Genomic DNA, 21728 nt, shown 5'->3' on the forward strand with positions numbered 1-21728 from the left:
TCGTGGTGTATCCCGCGGCGATTTCGGTGTCTTGCCGGGTGCGCCGGGCTTCGGCGTCGTGCTCTGGGTCGGCTGGCAGATGCCGGTCTTCGACCCCTGTTGCCCGGACCGCCTCTTCGACGGTGTCACCGGAGGCGGTGCGCCACAGGCGGGCGACGTGTCCGGCCAGGGGGGAGGTGAAGGGGAAGGGTGTCTCGGAGGGGCCGGCGAGGACGGCCTCGATGCGGGCGGCGAACCGCAGGGCGGTGCGCTTGTCGGCCAGGGCCGGGGCCCCGGGCAGGTCGGCCATCGGGCCGGGCAGGGCCACGTGCCACTGCTGGTCGTCGGGGTGCTGGTAGACGGCGAGGTTCCCGCTGGGGGTGAGAGCCAGGTGGCCGGAGTCGGCGATGGCCCGCAGGTGTGCGGCCCGGTGGGCAGAGAGGTCGCTCCGGCCGGGTTCGGCCAGCTCCGGGCTGTCGGAGCGAAGGTGGTCGAGGAGGTCGTCGATGAGTTCGAAGCGGGCGTCGTCCGTGCTTGCGGCGAACCGCGGCAGCGTCGCCAGGTGGTCCAGGGTTGCCTGAGGATTGAGGGGGGTGAAGACCAGGCGGTGTGTGCGTACCGCGCCCGGATGGGCCGGGATGTCGACGACGACCGCGCCGTCGGTGTCGGTGTAGGCCAGGGCCCCGGCAGCGATCAGCGACCGCGCGGTGTGCGTGACGTCGTGGCCCTCCCAGGGCCCGGCCTCGGTGCCGCTCACGGGGGCGTACAGGCGCCAGGGATCCGCGGTGAACTCGTGTGAGCGTGCGGCGCGCTGCGTACGGCGGGCGTTGCGTTCCCCGGCACCGGGCGGGACTCCCTGGGGCAGGGAGGCGGACAGGTACTGCCAGTGGCCGCCCGCCTCGGTCTGCTGCAGTCGTTGTGCGCTCTGTCGCATCACGGCCGCCCAGGCCGTGGCCTGCTGCCGGGTGTGTTCGGATGCGCCGTGGTCGGTGAGGAACGCACTGAGCGCGTCGGCGGCGTCGGCGAGCTGTACCGCGTAGGGGACGGTGACCTCGGGCGGGGCCGGTACCTCGCCGGGATGCAGGGCAAGGTCGTTCAGCCCGGTGGTGAACAGCAGTGCGTGTGCGACCGGGTCGGCCACCCGGAAGGCTTCGGCCAGGTCGGGGTCCGATTCCCAGTGCAGCGGGGAGACCGGCACTTCGGCGAGGTGGTCGCGCCACTCCTTCGCGCTCGAGTAGGGACGCATCGTCTCCCCGGCTTCGCGGGTGACGGGGGCACGCCCGGCCGGAGGGAGGGCACTGTGCTGGTCGCCCTCGGGGAGGGTGTCGCGCTCGCCGCGCGCCGAATCGCTGGACGGCGCGGGGCCGGCCGCCGGCGTGGCGGCCGGGGCGTTCGTCGGGGCCGTCGCGGGGGTTGGGGTGGATTCGTGGTCGCGGCTGCGCTGCTCCTCTTCCCAGGTGGGGCGGGGGTTGGCGAGTCGGGTGCGCGCCCGGTCGTCCCGGCCGCTGGCGTACTCGTGCAGCAGGTGCTGTAGCGCCCCGGCGAGCTCGTGGACGTGTCGGTCGGCGCCCTGCCCGTGCGCCTCGATCAGGGCACGGTCGAGGGTCTCGTTGTGGGGTGCGTCCTCCCGCTTCAGCCGGTCGAGCAGGCCGTAGACGACGGTGCGCTCCAGTGCGTGGCGGCGCGGCGACTGGTCCAGGACGTGCGGCGGGTTGCTGGCCAGGGGGAAGTCCTGGTCGAGCGCGTCCAGTTCGGCGCCCAGGTCCGCGAGTGCGTCGAGGCCGTTGAGGCTTGGGTGCGCGTCCTGGGCGGCGGCCAGCAGGCTGGTGAGCTGTGTGTGCAGCGGTCGCAGGGCCGCGTTCACGGCGGCGAGGCGCACTGCGTCGGGCCGGGTGGTGTGGGCGGGGCTGTACGGTCCGATCGGCACCGCGCCTTGTGGCCAGCGCACCACCACGCCGCGTTCGCCGAGGCGTTCGGTGGTGTATCCGGCGCGCTTGAGGTCGGAGTCGAGGGTGATGCGTCCGGTCGCGATGACGGCCGTGGTGGCAGCGGCGCCGGGAAAGTCCAGTTCGGTGGCCGGGCGCACCTGGAAGGTTTCGGTGCGGTCGCCGCGCCGGCGGCGGGCGTCCAGGATGGCGTGGACTTCGGTGGCGAGGTGGTGGCGTTCGGCGTCGAGGCCGCGGGGCGGGGTGACGGTGACGTGGCGGGCCTCGCCGCTATGGGCGCTGCGCGGGTTGTCCTCGTCGACGGTGACGGGCTGCCAGCCCAGATCGTGCAGGCTCCAGATGCGGGCGTCGCGCTCATTGGGCGCTTCGAACCGCATCATCGTCATGGTGATGGCGACGGTGCCGTCCAGGTTCGGCGCCAGCGTGTATCCGCCGCCGCCCCAGGTGGCGGGCACCAGACGGCTGTTGTCCAGGATCTGGGCGATGGCGCGTTCGGTCGTGGTGACGGTGCCGGTGGGCGCGGTGGCCGGGGAGGGCGGGCACAGCGGGGCCTGCGCGCCGTCGGGGAAGATGCGGGGCTCGTCGGCGGAGGCGATCCAGTCGGCTGCCAGTTCCTGTGCGGATGCCGTCAGGGCGGCGATGACCGCCTGGTCGGTGTCCGGGAGCTGGTGGTGAGCGGCGCGCTCGGCGAGGTAGCGGGCGGCCCGGGCCACGTCGAGGGTGGCGCGGTAGGCGCTCTCGCGATCGTCCAGCTTCTCGTCGCGGGCGAGGATGCGTGCCGGGCGGCGCAGCCCGGCCGCGCCGAGGTCGTCGGTGTGCGGGCTGGCGAGCTTCTCGCGGACCGCGTCCAGCGCCAGGACCTGTTCGATCTGGTCCAGGAGTGGGGCGCGCCGGTTGCGGAACGCGGTGATCGACCGGCGCACCGTGCCGCCGGGGAACTCGGCTTCCAGTGCTGCGGTGACGGCGGCCGGGCGGGTGGCTTGGAGCGTCTGCCACCAGGCGGCGAGCGGCCCGTCGCCCAGGACGTCTCCCCCGCCGCGCTGGATGAGGTCGGTGAGCAGGGTGATCTGCTCGGCGGGCAGGTCGTGCTGCCACGCGGTGCCGTACAGCCAGTCGGCCGCGGCCTGCCGGGCGGCCTTGGGATCGGCGCCGGGGTCGGCGTGAACGGCGAGCTCGGCATCGTCTTCGGCCCGGTGGCGCAGTTCGAGCAGCGCGAGGTTCAGGCGGGGATCGGCGTCCCGCTCGGTGGCAGCGAGGTTCCCGGCGTGGGTGGCCGCCGCCCGAGCCGCGGCCTCCAGGGGGCTTGCGTCGTTGATCTGGTCGAGGCGGTGCAGGTGTGCCTGGCCTCGGGCCTGTTCGGCGAACGTGGCCAAGGCGCGGTGGTCGCTGTAGACGATGCCGTGATCGCGGGCCTGCATCAGGGCGGCCAGCACGATGGGCGCGTGGCCGGATGTCAGGGGCCGCTGGCCCTCCAGCACCGCGGCGCGCACCAGTTCCAGGAGGTCTTCCTGCGCGGTGAGCCCCTCCTCGACGCCGGCGAAGGGCTGCGCGCCCTGCGGGACGGGCGCCGCATCCGCGGCCGGGGTGTCGGTGGTGCGGTGGGCGGTGGCGCCGTCGGCGGGAAGGGTGAGCAGGTGGCGGCCGAGCCGGTCGACGTGATGGCGTGCCAGGTTGTGCAGCGCCAGCGCGAAGAAGCCGCGCTGGGGGCCACTGTTGTTGAGCACGGACTTGGCGGCGTCCGCGACCTTCTGGTGGCGGTGGAGCTCGCCGGCGAGTCCGCCGACGTCACGGTGCCCGTCCCGCAGTCGGAGGGCCGCCTGCAGGTCCCGGCCCGCCTCGGTGGGCATGTTGTCGTCGAAGGGCAGGTGGTCGAGGAGGTAGGCGAGCGCGGTGATGCGTTCCTGGTCCTGCCGCATCTCCTGGGCCGGGTAGGTCTCGCCGGTGGCGTGGATGCGGTCGGGCACCAGGTGGTCGGCGAGCTGGTCCGCGGCCTGCTGGACGAGGTGCAGGGCGTGGTGGGCGGGCTGTGCCGTGTGGTGCCTGCTGTGCCGTCCGATCACTTCTTCGACGGCGTGGAGCGTCTGGGCGGCGGTCTTGGACAACTCCTTGGCCTGGGCTGCCTGGTGGTGCCAGTTGCCCGCGCCGCCGATGAAGGGCAGGGCCTGGTCGAAGGCGTTGATCTGCTCGTTGTCCGTGAGGACCGTGCGCAGGTGGCGCACCGCGTCCTTGTGCAGCGCGGTCAGCGCCGCGCCGGCCTCGTCGAGTTCGGCCGCGATGGTGATCGGCTCGGTGAGGGTGGCCTCGAAGGCCTGGCGGTGCTCTTCCAGCGGGGTGCCGATGGGGCGGCGCAGGGCCAGGCGCATGGTGTCGCCGGCGGTCTCGCCCACCGGGGTGAACAGGCGCGGCTCGCCCTCGCTCCCGGTGACGGTGACGGTGAGGACGCCGTTGTCCCAGACCGGGGTCTCGCCGCCGGTGCGCAGGGCGAGCGCGTAGAGCTCGGACGCGGTGTAGGTGACGGTGTCGTCCCAGGTCGGGGAGCCGGCGGTGCGCATCAGGTGGGAGGTGGGAAGGTGGGCGGCGATGGTCTGGGCGAGGGCGCGGGCGTGCTGCTGCTCGGCGTCCTCGGCTCCGGTAGGCCAGGTCTCCTCCCTGGTGGAGGCGAGGGTTTCGGTGGTGACGTGCATGCGGGCGGCGTGCTCGTAGGCGGCCGCCGCCAGGTTGCTGATGCTGGGCTCGTGGATGCCGTCGTCGTCGAGGCGCATCTGGAAGGTGTGGGCGAGGTTGACGAGCGTGCGGCACCAGCGCGCGGCGTCGGGGCGGGTGCCGATCTGTTCGGCGGTCGCGTCCTGCCACAGTGCGAGGGCTGCTTCGTCGGCGATGTTCTTGACGGCCTTCTCGCTGACGTACTGATGTCCGCTCCAGGTCCGGGTGAACTCCCCCAGAGCGGCGATGAGTTGCAGGGCGCCGGTGCGGGCGGCGGCCTGGTTGGGGTAGGGGTCCTCGTCCTCCCCCATGCCCTGCGGGTCTGCAAGGTGCCAGGCGGCCAGCGCGGTCGCCGGGATCGGGGCTCCGGGGGCTGCGGTCGCGGTGTTCAGGCGCGCGGTGACTTCACGGAGCAGGTAGGTGTGCAGGAGTTCGGCGGCGGTGGTGGGCGCGTCGTCGGCGCCGAAGTACAGCCTCAGTAGTCCGGCCGGAAGGTGGTCCTGGAGCGAGGCGAGGTGTGCCTCGGTGAAGCGGCTGATCAGGTCGTCCGCGTCGTCGCCCAGGCTGCCGGTCAGGCGCAGGCGCAGGTCGATGTCGCTGCTGGCGGCGTCCGCTATGTCGGCCACCTGCTCGGCCCACGGCTGCCACCGGCCGGGCAGGTCGGTGCCGGCGGCGGGCAGCGGGCTCAACTGTGCTGCTGCGTCGGCGGGAGCGGCTTCGCGCAGGGTGTGCCACATGGTGCCGAACAGGCCGACGAAGTCGCCCATGGGTCCGATGTCGCTGTGCAGGGCGCGCCGCAGGCGGGGCGACATGTCCGGCTCGCGCTGTTCCAGCCACGCCCACAGGGCGGGCGCCTGGGGCACTTCGGCCGTCGATGAGGCGTGGTAGCGGATCGTCGACAGCAGCTGGTGGTCGGTGCGGGCCTGCGCGGTGAGGGCGTCGGCTTCCTGCTTCAGGTGCGGGTCGGCTTCGTCGACGAGGCTCTGGGTGACGCTGGCGTGCCGGGCTGCGGTGCTGTCCAGGGTCATCAGCAGGTCGCCGTGGCTGAAGTTGCCCTCGTCGGACTGTTCGTGCCACACCTGCTTGGTGAGCTCGCTGATCTGGTGGCACAGGGCGGGCAGTACTGGGGAGACGCCCGCGGTCAGGTCCCTGTGCTCGCCGGCAAGGTGCTCCAGCAGGCGCAGCAGGGTCCGCTCGGCGGCCGAGTCGTCGGGGGTGAGCGCGCCGGATTCCGTCGCCCGCTGCGCGAGCCGGATGAGGTAGTTGTGGCGGGCGGCGAAGTCCTCGTGGCTGGTGGGGGGATTGGCCGGGGCCAGGTCGGGCCGCGTCAGCTGCAGGATGCCGCTCTGGCGCGCGGCGGCCTCGGCGAGGTCGCTCTCGTGGACGACGGTGGCGGTCCACTGCCGCCGCATGTCCGTCGCCACGCTGTCCAGCGCCTGCCAGCCGAGCATGCGGTCGGAGATCTCCTCGGCCCGCAGGCGGGTGATGTCGATGACCTGGTCGAGGAGGGCGACCCAGCCGATCGGGGTGGCGCCGGGCCGGGGCTCATCCAGCAGGGCGGCCAGGGCGATGACGGAGTGCCGCTCCGCCGAGGGGAGCTGGTCCAGTGGGCCGACCTCCTCGGCCCACTCGCGCCAGGCGGCCTGCAGGTCGGCCAGGGCCGCGACCGCCTGCTGCGGGCTCGTGTACGCGTTCTTGCCGGCGGCCCGGCGCAGGGAGGCGCGGCGGAGTTCGGGCATGCCGCGGGCGGCGGCGCGGGCGAGGTAGTTGTCGCTGTGCCGCAGCAGGGTGGTGAGCTGGGTGAGGGCCTGGTGCAGCGGGCGGGCCTGGCCGTTGTCGGTCAGTTCGGCGCGCAGGAGCAGCAGGTGCTGGTGGGCCTCGGACATGGCCCGCCAGTGCTCGGCCGGTCCGCCGTTCTCGCCCGGTTCGGGCAGGCTCGCGGCGGCGTCGGCCAGGGCGTCCTCGGTGGCCTGGGCGTGCCACGGCGTGACGTCTTCGATGAGCGGGCGGTGCTCGGCCAGCCACTGCCCGAGGCCGGACAGGAGCTGGTCGGCGGCCTGGACGGCCGCAGGCCCCGGGGGGAAGGGGGTGGGGTGGAGGACTTCCAGGGCCCACTCCCCCGCCTGCTCGGCGCGCACGAAGGTGCCGGTGTCCGGCTCCGCCACGGCAGCGGCCGGCTGCGGGGCGGTGGCGGCGTATTCGATGAGCGCGGTGAAGGTGTCGGTGTCGACGTCGGGGCCGAACAGGCCGGGCCAGTCGCCAGGGTGGTTGGACAGCAGGGCCCGGGCGTCGTTGACGGTGAGGCCCTTGGCGGTGGAGATGAACCGCGCGGCGTCCTCCTGCGCGGGCAGCGCCTGGAGGGTGCCGTGGCGTCCGCCGTCGCGCGACCACAGGGCCCAGGGGTCTTCGCCCTGCCAGGAGATCCGCAGGCCCGAGTCGGCGCCGAGGCGGTGGTGCAAGTCCGCGCCGCGGCATACGAACACCTCGCGGCCGCGCTGCACCGCGTACAGGGTGTCGTCCTGCGGCTGCAGGGCGAGCCGGGCGCTCTGCGCGGTGTGCGCGGTGACGTGGACGGCGAGCAGGTCGATCGCCGCGTCGTCAACGAAGAACGCGTCGATCAGAGCGTTGTCCCGCGCATCGCTGGGCGTGCCGAGCTGCTCCAGGATCTGGTCCTGGATCCAGTCCCGGACCAGGTCGACGACCTGCCAGTCCAGGGGTTCGTTGCTGGCGGTGAGGCCGAAGGTCCGCGAGTCGGTCGCGGCGGCGTCCAGGAGCCGGTCGATGATCTCGGCGTGCTGCTGCCACTGGGGCGGGAGCGGGAGCCGGCCGCCGGTGCGCGCGGGCTGGGTGCCGGTGGCGTGCTGGGCGACGGCAGCTGTCAGGCGGGCGAAGGCGCCGGTGAAGCCGCGCGGGGTGAAGTCGGCGTGCAGGGTGTGGCGCAGCAGTGGGCTCATCGCTTCGGCGCGTGCGCTCAGCCAGTCCAGCAGGGCCGGCGGATAGGGCACGGGGGCGTGGGCGGTGAGCGGGTGGGCGGGGGTGCCCATCGTGGCGAGCAGTTCCGGGTCGGCGAGCGCCTGCCGGGTGAGGGCGTCCAGTTCGGCGTCGAGCTGCCCGTCGGTCTCGATGAGGGTGGCGTGCAGTCGGCGTGCGTGGTGGGTGGCGGCTGACGCGAAGTCGCGGAAGTCGCTCTCCTGGTGGGCGCGGTAGCCCTCCTGTTCGTGCTCGCGGCCTACTTGGTGGGCCAGCTGGGCCGCCTGGTCGAGCAGGTGGGGCCAGGCCGGGTCGATGAGGCCCTCGGGTGTGGTCAGGGGGCGGCGGTCGAGTTCCTCCAGGAGCCGGGACAGGCGCCGTTCGGTGGCCGCCTTCTTGGGCCTGAGCTGGTTGCGGACGCGGCGCGCGGAGTTGACGCGCCCACCGTGATAGCCCTCCAGCTCCTCGTGGTCGTACCGTCCGTCGGTGTGCGCGTAGGGGGGCGCCGGGTCGAGGTCGCGGGAGGCGACCTCCAGGGGGCGCGGGGCGGGCGCGAGGAGGGTGTCGGCCAGGTCCGGATCGGTGAGCGTCGTCCGGGCGAGACGTCCCAGGTGGGTGGGGAGTTTGCCGGTGGCTGTGGTCACGTCCACGGTCCCGGTGGCGCGGGCGAGGCCGTACATGGCCTGCAGGTGCGCGGCGGCGCCGCCCGGGATCCGTGCGGCGGCGACCCGTGCCTTCAGGAGAGCGGACTGCCCCGCGGTGCGCTCATGTCCGTTCGGTGTGGTGTGCTGTGCGGCGGCCTCGGCCAGGGTGTCGAGGGCCTGCTGGACCTCGGCCGCGTTCGCGTAGGGGGTTTCGAATCGGCGGGCGGTCTCGCGCAGCCAGGTGTCGTCGGGCTCGGGTGGCGGGGTGTGGGCGAGGCGGTCGACGTGGAGGGCCGCGGTGCGGGCGAGGTGGCGCAGTCGGCCGTTGGTGGTGCGGCGGTCGGCCGGGGCGAAGCCCAGGTGCGTGGCCAGAGCTTCGGCGGCTAGTTGGATGCGGGTGTATGCCTGGAGCTGGAGTCCCCAGTCCGCGGCGGGGGTTCGCTGAGCGTGTTCGAATGAGTCGGCGAACTCCGCGATGGCCCAGCTGAGTTCTTCGTCCGGCTCGGCGGGGAGATCCTGCTCGAAGTCTTCTCGCCATTGGGCGTACAGGGCGTGCAGGTCCTCGTGTGCGGTGGCGGCGGAGTCGTGCTGGTTGTCGGTGGCGTACGGGGCGGGGCGGTCTTCGCCGAGGATCCAGCGGTCCTGGGGGACGAAGTCGTTGCTGGTGGCCGTGTCTTGCCCGGACTTGCCGGCGCGCTCCGCGGCCGCGGCAGGGGCGGGGGTGGTGGGGTTCTGGGGTGCGGGGGTGCCGTTGGCGGTGGGGTCGGCGGCGGCGAGGGCGCGGACGGTGTCGTCGTCGCCGTCGTGGATGGCCTGGATGAGGGGCTGGTTGTCCTGGCTCCAGGTGGCCATGAACTGTTCGAACTGGGTGCGTGCTTGGGCCTCGATGGTGGCGGCCAGGTCGTTCTCGCCGGCGTGCTGGGCCAGGGTGGCGCGGTGGCGGTCGAGGAAGGTGCGGGCGAGGCGGGTGAAGTTGTTCAGGGGCTCCTGCATGGTGGCGCGGTCGCGGCCCTTGAGGGAGCGCAGGAGCTGCTCGGCCTGGTTGAGGGAGTTGGTGAGGGCGGCTTCGGTGTCGTGTCCGTCGCGGTCCTCGTGGGCGGCGACCGCCTCGAACAGGTCGTGGCGCAGCTGGGTGAAGGCCCGGGGGATGCTGTCGCGGTCCCAGGTCTGGTCGGCGGCGCGGCTGAGCGCGAGCTCGGCGGCTTCCACCTCGGCGAAGGCCTGGTTCCATTCGCGCTGAGTGGCGAAGACGGGCACGGGCACGGGTGCTGGCGGCGGCACGGCGGCGGGCGGCTGCGGAGCCGCTGGGGCTGGCACGCGGGTGCCGGACGGGGCGGGTGCGGGCTCGTCGGCTGCCGCCGGTGCGGCGGTCGCGGGCGCAGTGCTGGTCGCGGTGGGGGTCTGCGCAGGGTCTTCGGCCGGGGTCTCGGCGACGGGGGTCTTGGCGGGTTCGGCGGTTTCGGGGGTGGACGGTGCGCTGCGGCGGGCCAGGCCGGTGAGGCGGGCGTCGTTGGAGACGGCTTCGAGGCGGGAGCTGTCGCGGCGGCGGGCGGTGAGGTGGCGGCCTGCGCTGATGACGGTGTGCAGGGCGGGGCTTTCCTGCATGAGGCGGCGCAGCAGGGCGTGCGCGTTGAGGGATTCGGTGCCCACGGTGTACGTGGCGGACAGGCCGAGGTCGTCGAGGCGGACGTACTCGCGGCCGTCCTCGGCGCCGGACGGGTCGGGGCGGGGTTCGTCGGAGTCTTCCCACTGGGTCAGTGCCAGGGGGGTGGTGAGGGTGGCGTTCCAGCGCTGTTCGTGCAGGGCGGCCGAGCGGGCAAGCCGTTTGAGGTCGGTGGCCATGGGGTTGGAGCGGCCGAGTGCCTGGGTGGCGTCCTCGATGGCGGTGCGCCACAGGTCGGGCGGCACGATCGCGGCGGCCGGCGCCAGCACCTCGCCTGCCAGGCGCTTGTCGCGCAGGCTGCGGCTTTCCTCGTGCAGCTGGGCGACGGCCTTGGTGAGTTTGCGGGCGCCGGGGCTGTTCGCGGAGTCGGGGTGGCTTTCGATGACCGCGCGCAGGGCTTCGGCCATCAGCCGCTCGGCGATCAGGGTGCCGAGCCGGTCGGTGTAGTGGGGGAAGTCCTCCTGCTCCTCGTCCGGGCCGGTGGGGCCGTCGGCGGGCCCGTCACTGCCTGCGCCGCTGCCGCCGGAGCGGCTGCGGGAGCGTCCGCCGCCGCCTCCCCCGCCGGAGCGGGCCATGGCCGCCCCGTCTTCGGCACCGCCCGCGTAGCTGGGCACGGCGCCAGCGGGGCCGCTGCTCTGGACGGTTGTTTCGCTTTCCAGCTCGGCCATCAGGGAGGCGAGTTTGGCCTTGGCCTCGATGAGGTTGTCGTCGTCGTGGTAGACGGTGCCGAGGTACTGCTGCGCGTTGGCGACCTCGCCCAGGGCGTGGGCGTGCTGTTCCTGGGCGGTGGCGAGGTCGTCTTCGAGGTGGGCGAGGCGGTGTTCGAGGGACTGGATGGTGCCGGAGACGGAAGCCGGGTCGTCGGTGAGCTTCTTGTGGTCGACGGGCACGTGCTTGCCGGCGCCGAAGTCGAGGTGGAGGTCGAGGAAGTCCCGGCGGGCGAAGATGGGCACCCCGCCGAGTTCGGCGATTTCCAGCGGCGGGTGGTTGCGCTGGCCGCGCAGTTCGTCGATGGCGTCGATGAGCCGGAATTGGAGGGCGGCCGCGGCGTCCTTGCGCTTGGTGTAGGTGCGCTTGGTGCCGGTGCGCCCGACAACGGTCATGGAGAAGTCGGTGTCGCGGGTGGAGCGGCGGGTGCCGGGCGTGTTGGCGTCGCCGATGATGGTGGTGAGCCAGGCGATGCTGGCGTCCAGTTGCTCGGCGCGCAGCATCTCGGTGTCGATGGTGTGCCGCAGGCCGTACTGGGCGGCGTTGTGGGCGTGCTTCTCGGCTTCCATGCCGAGGATCTCGTTCTGGAGGGTGCCGACTTCCTGCAGTCGCGGGTCGCCGGCGCCCATGGCGACGGCTTCGACCATGTACTCGTTGAGGTCCATCGCGATGTCTTCGATGGTGCGGTCGGTGAGCTTGCCGCTCATCAGCTGCTGGATGAACTTGGCCTTGCCCAGGACGAGCTGCCACACGTAGGCGTCGAAGCTGTTCTCGGTGACGTAGTTGTAGACGTGGACCTCTCGCTGGAGGTCGTAGTTCAGGTTCTTCTGGCGTACGACGCGGCCGGTGCGCTGGTGCAGGTCGACGGGGCGCCAGGGGCAGTCGAGGTGGTGTACGGCGATCGCGCGGCGCTGGACATTTGTCCCGGTTCCCATGGTTTCGGTGGAGCCGATGAGCACGCTGATCTTGCCGTTGCGGGCGTCGCGGAAGAGGTTGGCCTTCTCCCGGTCGGACTGGGCTTCCTGCATGAAGCGGATGCCGTCAGTGGGCACGCCGCGGGCGGCGAGCTCCATGAACAGGCCGTCGTAGACGGTCCACTTGCCCTGCTTGAGGGCGTCCTTGGAGGGGGTGCCCAGGTCGGCGAAGACCAGCTGCAACGAGCCGGGGAGTTCGTCGGGCGCCTCGTCCTTGGGGCCCTGGTAGACGTCGTCCTTGTGCTTGAGGTACAGCTCGGCGATCTTGTCGGCGGCGATCGAGATCTTCGTCTTCTCGCCGTCTTCGAGGGCGTAGCCGATCAGCCGCGGGTCGAGGGCGGCCTGCCGCATCCAGGACGCCAGCTTGAGCATGTTGTCTTCGCTGGGGTCCACCGCGCGTGAGCGGATGTCGCGGGCGCGGGCCTTGGCGATCTCGGCTATCTCGGCGTTCACGCTGGTGGGCGGGCACTTGACCATCTGCGGGCCGCCGCCGAACACCTCGGGGACCGGGAGCCCTAGGTCTTCGGCGGTCTTGACGTCGGTGGGCACCCACCAGGCCGTCAGCAGCTCGGGCATGTTGGTGAACCGCGCGAAGCGGGACTTGGTCTGCAGACCCCCTTCGGGGGCGATCTCGATCTTGGTGTCGATCTCGGCGTGGTTGGCGACCCAGTCGTCGAAGTTTTCCAGGCCCTCGGCTTCGAGGATGTCGGGGCGCAGCAGCTTCATCCACACGTACGCCTCGGCGATGGAGTTGACCACCGGGGTCGCGGAGGCACCGGTGATCACGCGGGCGCCGTACTTGCCCCGCATGTACTCGAGCTTCATGTGCAGGTCGGTCGCGCGGATCGACCCGGCGATGCTCAGCCCGGCGTTGTTGGACGGGTTGTAGAGGTTCTTGAAGTTGTGGATCTCGTCGACGAACAGGTAGTCGATGCCGAGCTGTTCCCAGCTCAGGCCGCCTTCGCGGATGGAGCGCATCCGGGCGCGCAGGGCCTGTTCGCGGACGAGTTTCTTGCCCTCGACCGCCTTGACGGTGTCGTCGTCCTGGGGGTTCTTGCCTTCGGCGATGAGGCGGGCGCGGCGCCGGGAGAGGTCGCGGTCGAATTCCCACAGCTGCTTGGCGATGTAGTTCTCGTGCTCGGCCGCGGAGAGCGGGATCGCCTTCATGACGCCGTAGGTCATGATGATCGCGTCCCAGTCGCCGGTGGCGGCCTTGGCCGCGAACCGCTTGCGCTTGCGGCGGGTGGAGAGGTCCTTGGTGGAGGCGGTCAGCACCTTCGCACCGGGGTAGGCCTGCAGGAACTCGCGGGTCCACTGCTCGGCCATGTGGTTGGGCACGACGATGGCCGGCTTGCGGGCGAGCCCGAGGCGGCGCAGCTCCATGGCGCCCATGGACATCTCGAGCGTCTTGCCGGCACCGACCTCGTGGGCGAGCAGCGCACTGGGCTCGTTCAGGATCCGGGAGACCGCGGCCTGCTGGTGCGGGCGCGGGTCGAACTCGGTGGACAGGCCCGGGAAGGACAGCTTCGGGGCGTCGTCGTAGTTGCGCAGGACGAAGCTGTTGAAGCGGGTGTTGTACAGGGTGGCGAGGTGCTCGGCGCGCTCCTCGTCCTTCCACAGCCAGGTACGGAACTCCTCGTTGATGCGCTCCGCGTACTTGTTGGCGATGGTCGTCGCGGTCATCGCCTCGGCCCGGATCTGGGCCTTCTCCGCGGCGGTGGCCTCCTCGGGAAAGGGGAAAGTGATCTTGATGGGCCGCTGGTTGAGCAGGGCCCGCACGATGTCAACCGCGTTCATCGCCTCGGTGCCCCACACCGCGGTCGTCATCACGTTCTGCTCGATGTTGCAGTCGACCGTCCACGTGGACCCGGCGGCCCGCTCCACCTTGATCGACTCATCGCGCAGCAGCCCGCGCAGGAACTCCTGCACGTAGGAGGCGTCCACCCAGGGGGCACCGAGCTTGACGCGGATCTCCCCCGGCGGCACGTCCTCGGGCTGCACCTCGGTCAGCGCCGCGACGTTGGCGATGAACCGCTGATCGACGGCGGCGGCATCCTGGGCCTGGGAGAGCTTGAGGCGGACGTTGCCCGACAGGTACTCGGCGGCCGGCACCAGGCGCCCGGTGTGGGGCTCCTCGAACACCACCCCGAACAATGCGTCCCGCGCCGCCTGCTCACCCTCCAGCTCGAGCAGCCGGGCGACGACGTCCAGGCGTATCTGGCCGTGCAGGTCGAGGCTGATCGCGGCGGCCTCTTCGGGCGTCTCCGCCCGCTCCGGCAGCGTGCGCGGGGCTGCAACCCGCTGGGTGAAGATCTCCGACTTGCGGGCGGTGCCGGTCTCCTCGTCGTACTCCTCGAGCGCGTACACGAGCGGCGCGTGCGGGTCGTCGGCGAAGCCGCCCTGCGCCGGCGGGACCCGCGCCCAGACCTTGAGCTTTCCGGCGTCGCGCAGCTCATCGCGCACCGCCTGCACCTCGGCCAGCGCCTCCCGCAACGCGGCCGGGGCCTTGGCCGCGTTCCAGCCGAGCAGGACCTCCAGGTCGGCATCGGTCATCACGCCGTCGCCGAGGTTGTCGATCGCGGCCCGCTGCTTCGAACCGAGCCGGCCCGTCACCTCCAGGGCCGCGTCCATCAGCTGCTCGGACAGCTCCTCAGGCACGTCGTCCCAGGTGAGCTTGCGCGTGCGCTCCTGCCGGTCGAACCGGCTGACCGGCCCGTACGCCTCGACATACGCGTCGTAGTGCGCGTTCAGGGTCGAACGCAGGAAGATCAGCCACGCGTCGTCGGCGTCCGGAGAGGTCTCCGCGTCCAGCAGTTCCGAGACCGCGTCCCGTATCAGAAGCAGCGCCTTGAGCTCGTCGCGCTGGGTCTTGGGGCAGGGGTGCGGTTCGCTGTCCTCCAGCCGCGCCGCCCAGAAGCTGCCGTCGGCCAGCTCGATGATCCGCCCGTCGAACCGTTCGGCGTTCTCCTGGAACAGTTCCCGCGCGTCGGGGCCCTGGGCCTCCTCCTCGCGCCGGGCCGGGTTCTCGGTCATCTCCAGGCCGGCCTCGACGGCCGCCGCGACCTCCCGCTCCAGCGCCTTGTCCAGGCGTGCGGCGGTGTCGCCGCTGCGGGCCTTGACTTCCGGGCGGTGCTTGCCGCCCCGGGCCCGCCCGGGCACCAGGGTGCCCAGCACGTTGCGCGGATGCTTCTGGAAGTACTCGTTGACGTCCATCCGCTTGTCGTCAGCGAGCTTGACTTCCTCGGTCTTGGTGAAGACCGCACCCTGCTTCTTGTGCGAGGGCGCCTTGCGGCGGAACACCAGCAGGTCGGTCGCCACGTCGGTGCCGGCGGCCGCGGCGTGCGCGCCGTTGGGCAGCCGGATCGCGCACACCAGGTCGGCGAGCTCGCCCATCTCCGCGCGGGCGGCCTTGGAGGACTTGTCGAGGGTGCCGGTGGAGGTGATGAACGCGGCCACTCCCCCGACCCGCACGCCCTCCAGGGCCTTGATGATGAAGTGGTCGTGCATGGGGAAGTTGCCGGGATTGTGGCGGGGGTCGTTCAGGCGGGCGGAGTGGAAGGGCACGTTGCCGATCGCGGCGTCGTACTCGCCCGTCTTGACCCGTGACGTCTCAAATCCCTCGTTCAGGATCCGGGCCTGCGGATACAGGAGCTGACTGATCGCCGCGGTCACCGGGTCGAGCTCGACACCGGTCATCTCGGCCCCCTCCGGGGCCATCCCGATGAACGTGCCCACCCCGGACCCCGGCTCCAGCACGCGGCCGCCCTTGAAGCCGAGCGCCTGCAACGCCCGCCAGATGATCCGCACGTACGCCGCGTCCGTGTAGTGCGCGTTCAAGGTGGTACGCCGCGCGGCCGCGTACTCTGCCTCGCTCAGCAGCTCCAGCAGCTCCGCCTGCGCGGCCTCGTACTTCTCCCGGCTCTTCTTGGTCCGCTCCCGCGACGGGTCGAACAGGTTCGGCAGCGCACCCCACGACGACCACCGGGCCAGCACCCGCCGCTCCTCGCCGGTCGCTTCGCGGTTCTCGGCCTGGATCAGCCGCAGCAACCGCAGCGCGGCGAGGTTCGCCTCCAGTCGGGCCATCGGCGCGGCGGGGGCAAGATCGTTCTGGTCCTCGGGGCGGAACGCCCCCTCCTGGGCCGCCATTTACAGCAGCCCCTGGCGGCCAAGAGCCTCATCCGACAGGCCCGTGAGCTCCAGCAGCCGGGCCGGAGCACCCGCCCTGAGACGCTCACGCTCCGCGGCACTGAAGTCCCCAGGCCCGCTATGGCCAGCCAGCAGGTCGTGCAGGTGTTCCTCGCGCCACTGCTCCTCGGCGAACTCGGACTCGGCCAGGTCCACGTCGCCTTCGGCGGGCAGCAGCACCAGCTCGCGCAGGACCTCGGACTCGGCCTCGTGGCGCATCTGCTGTAGGCGGCCGGCCCGCTCGAGGTAGGACTCCCCCGCCACTGCGGGAGAGGAAAGGCGCTCGGCAGTCCAGCGAGCCCGCACCTCGTACTGGACATCGGTACCCAACTCGGTGAAGAAGGCCTCCGGGTCATCGATCTCCGCGATGCTCCCGGGCCGAAACTCCTGCCAGTGCCGCTGCGCTCGCCGCCCGTACTGATTCACGTCCACACTCCCCACGTCCGGTGGGCAGCGCAGAACGATCAAGGACTGAGAGAGGCTCCTCCTACGCCGCCAGCAACCGATGCTTGGCGGTGGAAGGGGCAGATAACGGGGCTGAGCTGCTTAGTTCCGCATGACGGGACCGATGAGAGAACGTTCTTTGGTTGCGGTCCGCACCGCGGAACGGTGGCCATTAGGCCGTTGAGAATGGGAGTGGAGCTTCGGGGTGGGCAAATCGAGTGGTCTCTTGAAGTGCGGAAGGTCCGGACCGTACATCCCAGGGGCGCTGCCCCTGGACCCCGCCAGGGGCAAGCGGCCCCTGGACCCGCATCGCGGGGGCCAGCCCCCGACCCCGACATGGGGCTCCGCCCCCTGCACCCCCACTGGGGGCCTACTCGCCCCCCAGACCCCCAGCGCCAGGCCCTTGGCGGCCTGGACCAGCCCACCCCAGGCGCCCTGCGCCAGCTCCTAACGTCGCTGACGCACCAGTCGGGCGCTGGGCGCCCTCCTTGGGCACCTGGGACAGATAGGCGCGTCGGTTGGGCCTGCCTAAATCCGGGAAGCTACGGAATCCGAACAGCGAGGCTTCCGGGACAACAAACAGAACCTGGGTTAGGCGAGCGTGGGGGCGCTGATGAGATGAGGATGGTGGGAAAGCCAGCTGCGGAGCCGGATTTGCTGCTGCCGAGGGAGAACACCGGTAAGTGTGCGGGTAGTTGATTGAAGGGTGGAGTGAGGACTCGCGCCTCGGTCTGAACAGAGCCGTCTGGTAGTTGACTTGGAAAGTGCCGCAAGGTATCACGCGCGCACGCGCACGATATAAGATTTGGCCTGCTGCATCGTTGCAGGTCAGAGTCTTGTTACTTGACGGTAAGGTACGCCAGAGACAACATTCGGGCGTGTTGATGTTGCCTCTGAGGTGCCGTCAGTGGGTGTTTTGCAACGTATAGTTGCAGCATTGGCCCTCGGGGGTGCTGCGGCAATCGGAGCCAGTGTGAGGGGTGCCGAACATTGCATCGCCCCGCACTCCACCCTGCGCCCCGGCCCCCCAGGGGGCCATTTCTCGCTCCGTCGAAGGTTCGGCGACTGGGCCCCGGTGTCGGCCAGCAGGGAGTTGACACCCTCCGTCAACGCTCGCTAGGTTGACACCTCTTGTCAACCCCTTTGGAGTGGTCGTGCCCGAAGACCGTGACCCCCTGTGCGAGCAGATCTATGCCGAGACACAAGATTTGGTCGTCGGCCTGGAACTGCTCCTGGGCCCGGAATTCCTTGAGCAGGCAATACAGCTGCGGTGGCAACTCGAAAACGCGGCGCGCAAGTCCGCCCTCGTTCTGCGCTGCGTCGACGACCACGAAGCCGTCGGCAAGGCCAGGGAGCTGCTGTGCGCGTTGTTTCCGGATGAGACCCCCATCCCAGACATCTGGTGGTCGACTCCGCTCGGGAGGGCGTGCGCAAGGACCGCCGGCCATCCCACTGCCGAGCAAGTCTCGTACAGCGTCGCGGGTGCAATGCTCGGTGGGATCAGTCGGCAGCGAATCGGCACCCTGGTCGCCGAAGGCAAGCTCGACCGACACTCCGACGGGGGCGTAACCATCGTCTCCATCCAGCAGCGCCTCAAGAGCCAGATGCCGTCAGAGTGAGCACTCCACGCCGCCTGCTGTCCGCATGGGCATGCAGGCTCGGGTGAGACGACCGTGGCCGCGAGTCAGCGGCTCGAAGCGGTTTAGTCGGCCGGAAGCCAGCTCGGCTCATCAGTTGATCAGGGTGGGCACGTGAACGCGCGTGCGATGGCGCCTCGGATGGAGCAGCGGCGAGTGAAGGTACCTCAGGGGCTACATCCGACACGCGGAATGCCACTATGCATGGCGTCTTTGCCACGTATAGTTGCGCTGGATAGGGTGCTAATCGTCTGGTATTCGATCATGAGGAGCACATGCACCCATGTCAGCACTCCCCTCCGAGGACCCGAAGCGGCAGCGGGCTCCCGATAGAGAGGCAGCGCCACAGCCGAGAAGGAACGCACCTGCACCCAGCCCGTACCGGAGGGCGCGAGGAGTCCCGCGGACCAAGCCAGCCACGGTTGTCAAGCTGCCTGAAGGGCATCGCGCGATCGTGGAGAAGAACCCCACTAGCGTGGGGTTCCTGGGCGGGGCCTTCAGCATGGACAGCCTCGAGTTCCTGAAGTGGATGGCTATCTACTTCCACGACGACATCGCGTGCCTTCGGTCCCTGCTCTACCTGATGGGGAGCCAGGAACCAGGCGGAACGATTAGGGCAACGCAGAAGCAGATCGCCCAAGCCCTGCAGCTCAACCGAGTGCACGTTAACCGAGCTATCGGGCGCCTCTTCGGACTGGGGCTCGTTCACATGGTTCAGCGTGGCCTGTACCAGCTCAATCCGCAGGTGGTGCTCAGAGGTGGGACGATTGAGGTGGACGAACCTGGTCGGGCGTCGAACAGGAAGCCGGCGACACGGAGAGTCGATCAACTCGAGCTCATCGAGGAGTTGGCCGAGGACCCGACTGTCGCCGAAGAGTTCACACAGCTCATGCTTCCTAACAGGGCCCCCAAGAAGCCCAGAGTGTCGGAGGGATAGATGACAGCACAACCGGCCGAGGAGCGAGCTCCTGAGCTCTGGACATCGCCCAGCGCGTTTGCCTATGTTCCGAGCGTGCCTGGGCCCGCACTGCGCGTGATGCTGTTCCTGCTGGGGGTCCAGGAACCCGGTGGCCGAATCGTCATCACGCAGGAGGACATCGCGTCGGCGCTGGGCATGAAGCGCTCCGCGGTCGGGCTGAGCCTCCAACACCTGCAGTTCGCTCGCATCGTGTGGCGCGAGCGGCAGGGGGTCTATCAGCTCAATCCGCAGGTGGCTGGCTTCACGACCCCAGCGGCGGCAGAGGAAACCATCAGGCGGATGGATGAGGCGTACTACCTGGACGTCGATGACTTCGAGGAGCGCTACCAAGCTGCAGTCGAGCAGCATCAGGAAGAGCTAAGGCGCAAAGCGGCGATCCGAAAGATGCCTCCTGCCCGCCCCACGGATTTGGCAGCTCACCGCCAGCGGCGAAGTCGGCAGGGACACCGTGCAACGGCGGCCGCACCCGAGTAGGCCAAACAAGCACGGAAACCACCAGGGCCCCCGCTCACGCGGGGGCCCTGGTGTGTCTGGTATCGATGACAGTGTAGCTACTGACCATGCGGGTGGCCAGTCGAGCTGGCGCGCCCTGCGCGCTCACCCGTCCGACCTGATGCAGCCTTCATCGAGCCGGTGCGCCTACTCCACGGCGATGAGCCCTTCGATCTGTAGCTGCAGGAGGCCCTGGCGGGCCTCCTCACGACTGACTCCGTAGGTTCGCGACAGAGCGAGATCACTCGGCACCTGGAACTGAGGGTCTGCGGCTAGCTGGGCCCGCAGCTGGCCGGCGATGTACATCGCTCCCCCGGGCAGAAACTCATTGAGCGCTACTGCAATGAGCACCCCAGGCGTATCCCGGACGCCAGCCTCCGCCGCCATCTCAAGGACCACTTCCTTGTCGCCCTTGGTTGGCTGCCACCAACGCTGCACCGGGCCAGTGCCCTTCAAAGGTCCCTGGCTACCTCTGGCAGCAAACCGGCTACGCTTCGGCGTTACGCGCGCGGGCATCTTGGCACGGGTCATGACTCCAGGGACGTCCTCGGCGATGTAGTCGAGGGCCTCGATCACGACCTCCGTCACCGTCAGGTCGTTTGCTTGTCGATAGTCCTTGAGCCGATCAGACACCTCCTGGCTGACTCGAAAGCCGCTTTGCCCGTTACGCGCGTCCGGATCATCGCTGGCTGCGGCGTAGCCCCCCTGAGCCTGAACAGATGGAGGCGCCGCCAGGTGCGCGCTGGCGACAGGCGTAGTCGGCACCGGCTGCAGTGGGCGAGCCGGAGCCGCCGTGGTCGCAGTCGTTGCAGGGGTCTGTCCCCACGAGCTAAACGGGTCCTCACCCGCCGCTCCGCCTGTGGGTGCGTCGAAGAGATCCTCCAGCTCCCCAGGACCGTCCTGCTCGTCGGTGTCGTTCACTGCCACAATGGTCTCCTCCGGCATCAGGCGGCCTGCTGCAACTCGGCTGCACGCTTAAAGATCTGCGTCACCAGGACCTCGTAGTCGTTAGACAAATGCGCCGCGGCGTCGGGGATCCCCTTTGTGCCCGCCTCCCGCTCCGCGTTCAATTCGAAGGCGGTCCTTCCACGATCACGAATCAAGCCGGCCATCTTCGACGAGTGCCCTACTGCCTGTGGGAAGACATAGGCGTGCTTGCCCAGCACCTTCCGTGACCGCTTCTCGATCTCCCTGTGAATTTCGGTAGAACCGCGCGGAGAGAAGCAGTGGGCGACACCCAGGATCCGTAGCTGCTGATTGACTTGAACCGCCATCTTGAAGGCCTGCCCAAAGTCCTTGAGGCCGTCATCGAGCGAGGCAGCGTCGTACTTGACGGGCACGATGGCGTACCGCGCTGCGAGGAGGCACAAGCGCAGCAGGTCGGGGTTCTCAGGCGGCGTATCAAGGAAGACGGCCCTGTAGCGCGGAAGCAGAGGCGCCAGGCAGACAGCAAGTCGCATGTAGGCCGACATAAAGCCTTCAGTACGAGCGATTTCAGTCACGATGCCGTTGATCTTACGGACCTCTGGCCCTCCGACTACCACGTCGAGGTTCTCACGGACCCCCGTCAGCGGAACAAGTGGCGTGCCCTGAGCCATCGCTTCGGCGAAAGCCTTGCCTTGATCCTGCTCCCCGTAACCCAGGTCCCTGTGCATGTTCCCCTGGCCGTTCATGTCGATAGCCAGGGTGGGGAGACCCTGCCGAGCAGTCTTGGCCGCGGCGTTGGCGTTGAGCGTGGTCTTGCCCACGCCGCCCTTGCCGTTGCCGAACATGAAGACGTTTCCGAACTGGCCGTAGTCGATTCCGAGGTCGGCAACGGGGATTGGAAAGTTCATTGGGCGGGCTCACTTTTCAGCAGTCGGCGAGGCCCAGGTGGGCGCAAGCATCATGGCAGACCTCATGGCTCAGTGCATGGCGACACGCGGGACACCATCAAGGTCAGCAAGCGAGGCTACACACGATGCTTGATGTCGTCCAGCAACCCGGTCCTCGTGGGTCTGTACATTGCCGTACACCGGTGGGCACATACACATACAAGCGCGCACAGGGTCGAGTGGAGGCGCAACCCATCGACTCCAACCCTCCCCCTAGGGACCAACCAGCAGGTACTCGTGAGCCCCTATCGGTTCCAACACGTGCCCCTGTGCGAGAAGGAAGACGTTGGTGCACGCGAGCTCGAAGGCACGCCGGCCACCGTGGGCGCCAAGGAGCAAGCGAACAGGTGGTACCGCACGCGTTTGAACACACTGAACTACATGCTTGGATCCACGCTTCCATCCAAGTCGGAGGGCGTGATGCATAACGAGTTCAGAAGCACACCTATCTGCGTACACGCACCCATGGATTCGGGCATGCGCGTGTTCGTGCACGGCATCGTCAGGGCGACCGAGTACGCAACCGTCAC

At 69.9% G+C, this 21728-nt stretch carries 8 protein-coding genes (1 of these 8 only partly in view); 4 read left to right on the top strand and 4 right to left on the bottom strand.

Going from position 1 to position 21728, the window contains the following annotated elements; translation table 11 throughout:
• Positions 1 to 15733 carry the 5' portion of a UvrD-helicase domain-containing protein gene (locus tag ACIBEI_RS22755; protein WP_398891575.1) on the bottom strand. 15122 nt of this gene lie to the left of the window's left edge, so 15733 of the gene's 30855 nt are visible here — the first part of the coding sequence; the start codon lies at positions 15731 to 15733; its stop codon lies off the left edge, out of view.
• Positions 15734 to 16198 carry a hypothetical protein gene (locus tag ACIBEI_RS22760; RefSeq protein WP_398891577.1) on the bottom strand — a complete coding sequence of 155 codons (465 nt, stop codon included), beginning with the start codon at positions 16196 to 16198 and terminating at the stop codon, positions 15734 to 15736.
• A gap of 1172 nt (positions 16199 to 17370) precedes the next feature.
• On the opposite strand from ACIBEI_RS22760, the gene ACIBEI_RS22765 reads away from it, so the two are divergent.
• The 3 genes from ACIBEI_RS22765 (at position 17371) to ACIBEI_RS22775 (ending at position 19306) form a co-directional block, all read left to right on the top strand.
• Positions 17371 to 17835, top strand: coding sequence for a hypothetical protein (locus ACIBEI_RS22765; RefSeq protein WP_398891579.1), 465 nt, complete (start codon positions 17371 to 17373; stop codon positions 17833 to 17835).
• A 472-nt stretch (positions 17836 to 18307) separates the two neighbouring features.
• A complete protein-coding gene (locus ACIBEI_RS22770; RefSeq protein WP_398891581.1) occupies positions 18308 to 18790 on the top strand; it encodes a helix-turn-helix domain-containing protein in 483 nt (160 codons plus the stop codon).
• A gap of 99 nt (positions 18791 to 18889) precedes the next feature.
• Positions 18890 to 19306 carry a hypothetical protein gene (locus ACIBEI_RS22775; RefSeq protein ID WP_398891583.1) on the top strand — a complete coding sequence of 139 codons (417 nt, stop codon included), beginning with the start codon at positions 18890 to 18892 and terminating at the stop codon, positions 19304 to 19306.
• A gap of 165 nt (positions 19307 to 19471) precedes the next feature.
• Here the strand turns inward: ACIBEI_RS22775 and ACIBEI_RS22780 are convergent, their stop codons facing one another.
• On the bottom strand, positions 19472 to 20245 hold the full coding sequence (locus ACIBEI_RS22780; RefSeq protein ID WP_398891585.1) for a hypothetical protein: 774 nt from the start codon (positions 20243 to 20245) through the stop codon (positions 19472 to 19474).
• 23 nt (positions 20246 to 20268) lie between these two features.
• A complete protein-coding gene (locus tag ACIBEI_RS22785) occupies positions 20269 to 21159 on the bottom strand; it encodes a ParA family protein (RefSeq protein WP_398891587.1) in 891 nt (296 codons plus the stop codon).
• Between the two features lie 276 nt (positions 21160 to 21435).
• On the opposite strand from ACIBEI_RS22785, the gene ACIBEI_RS22790 reads away from it, so the two are divergent.
• On the top strand, positions 21436 to 21728 hold a 293-nt coding region (locus ACIBEI_RS22790), incomplete at its 3' end, for a hypothetical protein (RefSeq protein WP_398891589.1).

It is taken from the genome of Streptomyces sp. NPDC050988, from assembly GCF_044456225.1.
Taxonomy (GTDB): domain Bacteria; phylum Actinomycetota; class Actinomycetes; order Streptomycetales; family Streptomycetaceae; genus Streptomyces.

Coding starts and splice junctions, on each gene's coding strand:
- ACIBEI_RS22775 (WP_398891583.1), top strand. CDS start 18,890: ATGCTGTTCCTGCTGGGGGTCCAGGAACCCGGTGGCCGAATCGTCATC.
- ACIBEI_RS22785 (WP_398891587.1), bottom strand. CDS start 21,159: ATGAACTTTCCAATCCCCGTTGCCGACCTCGGAATCGACTACGGCCAG.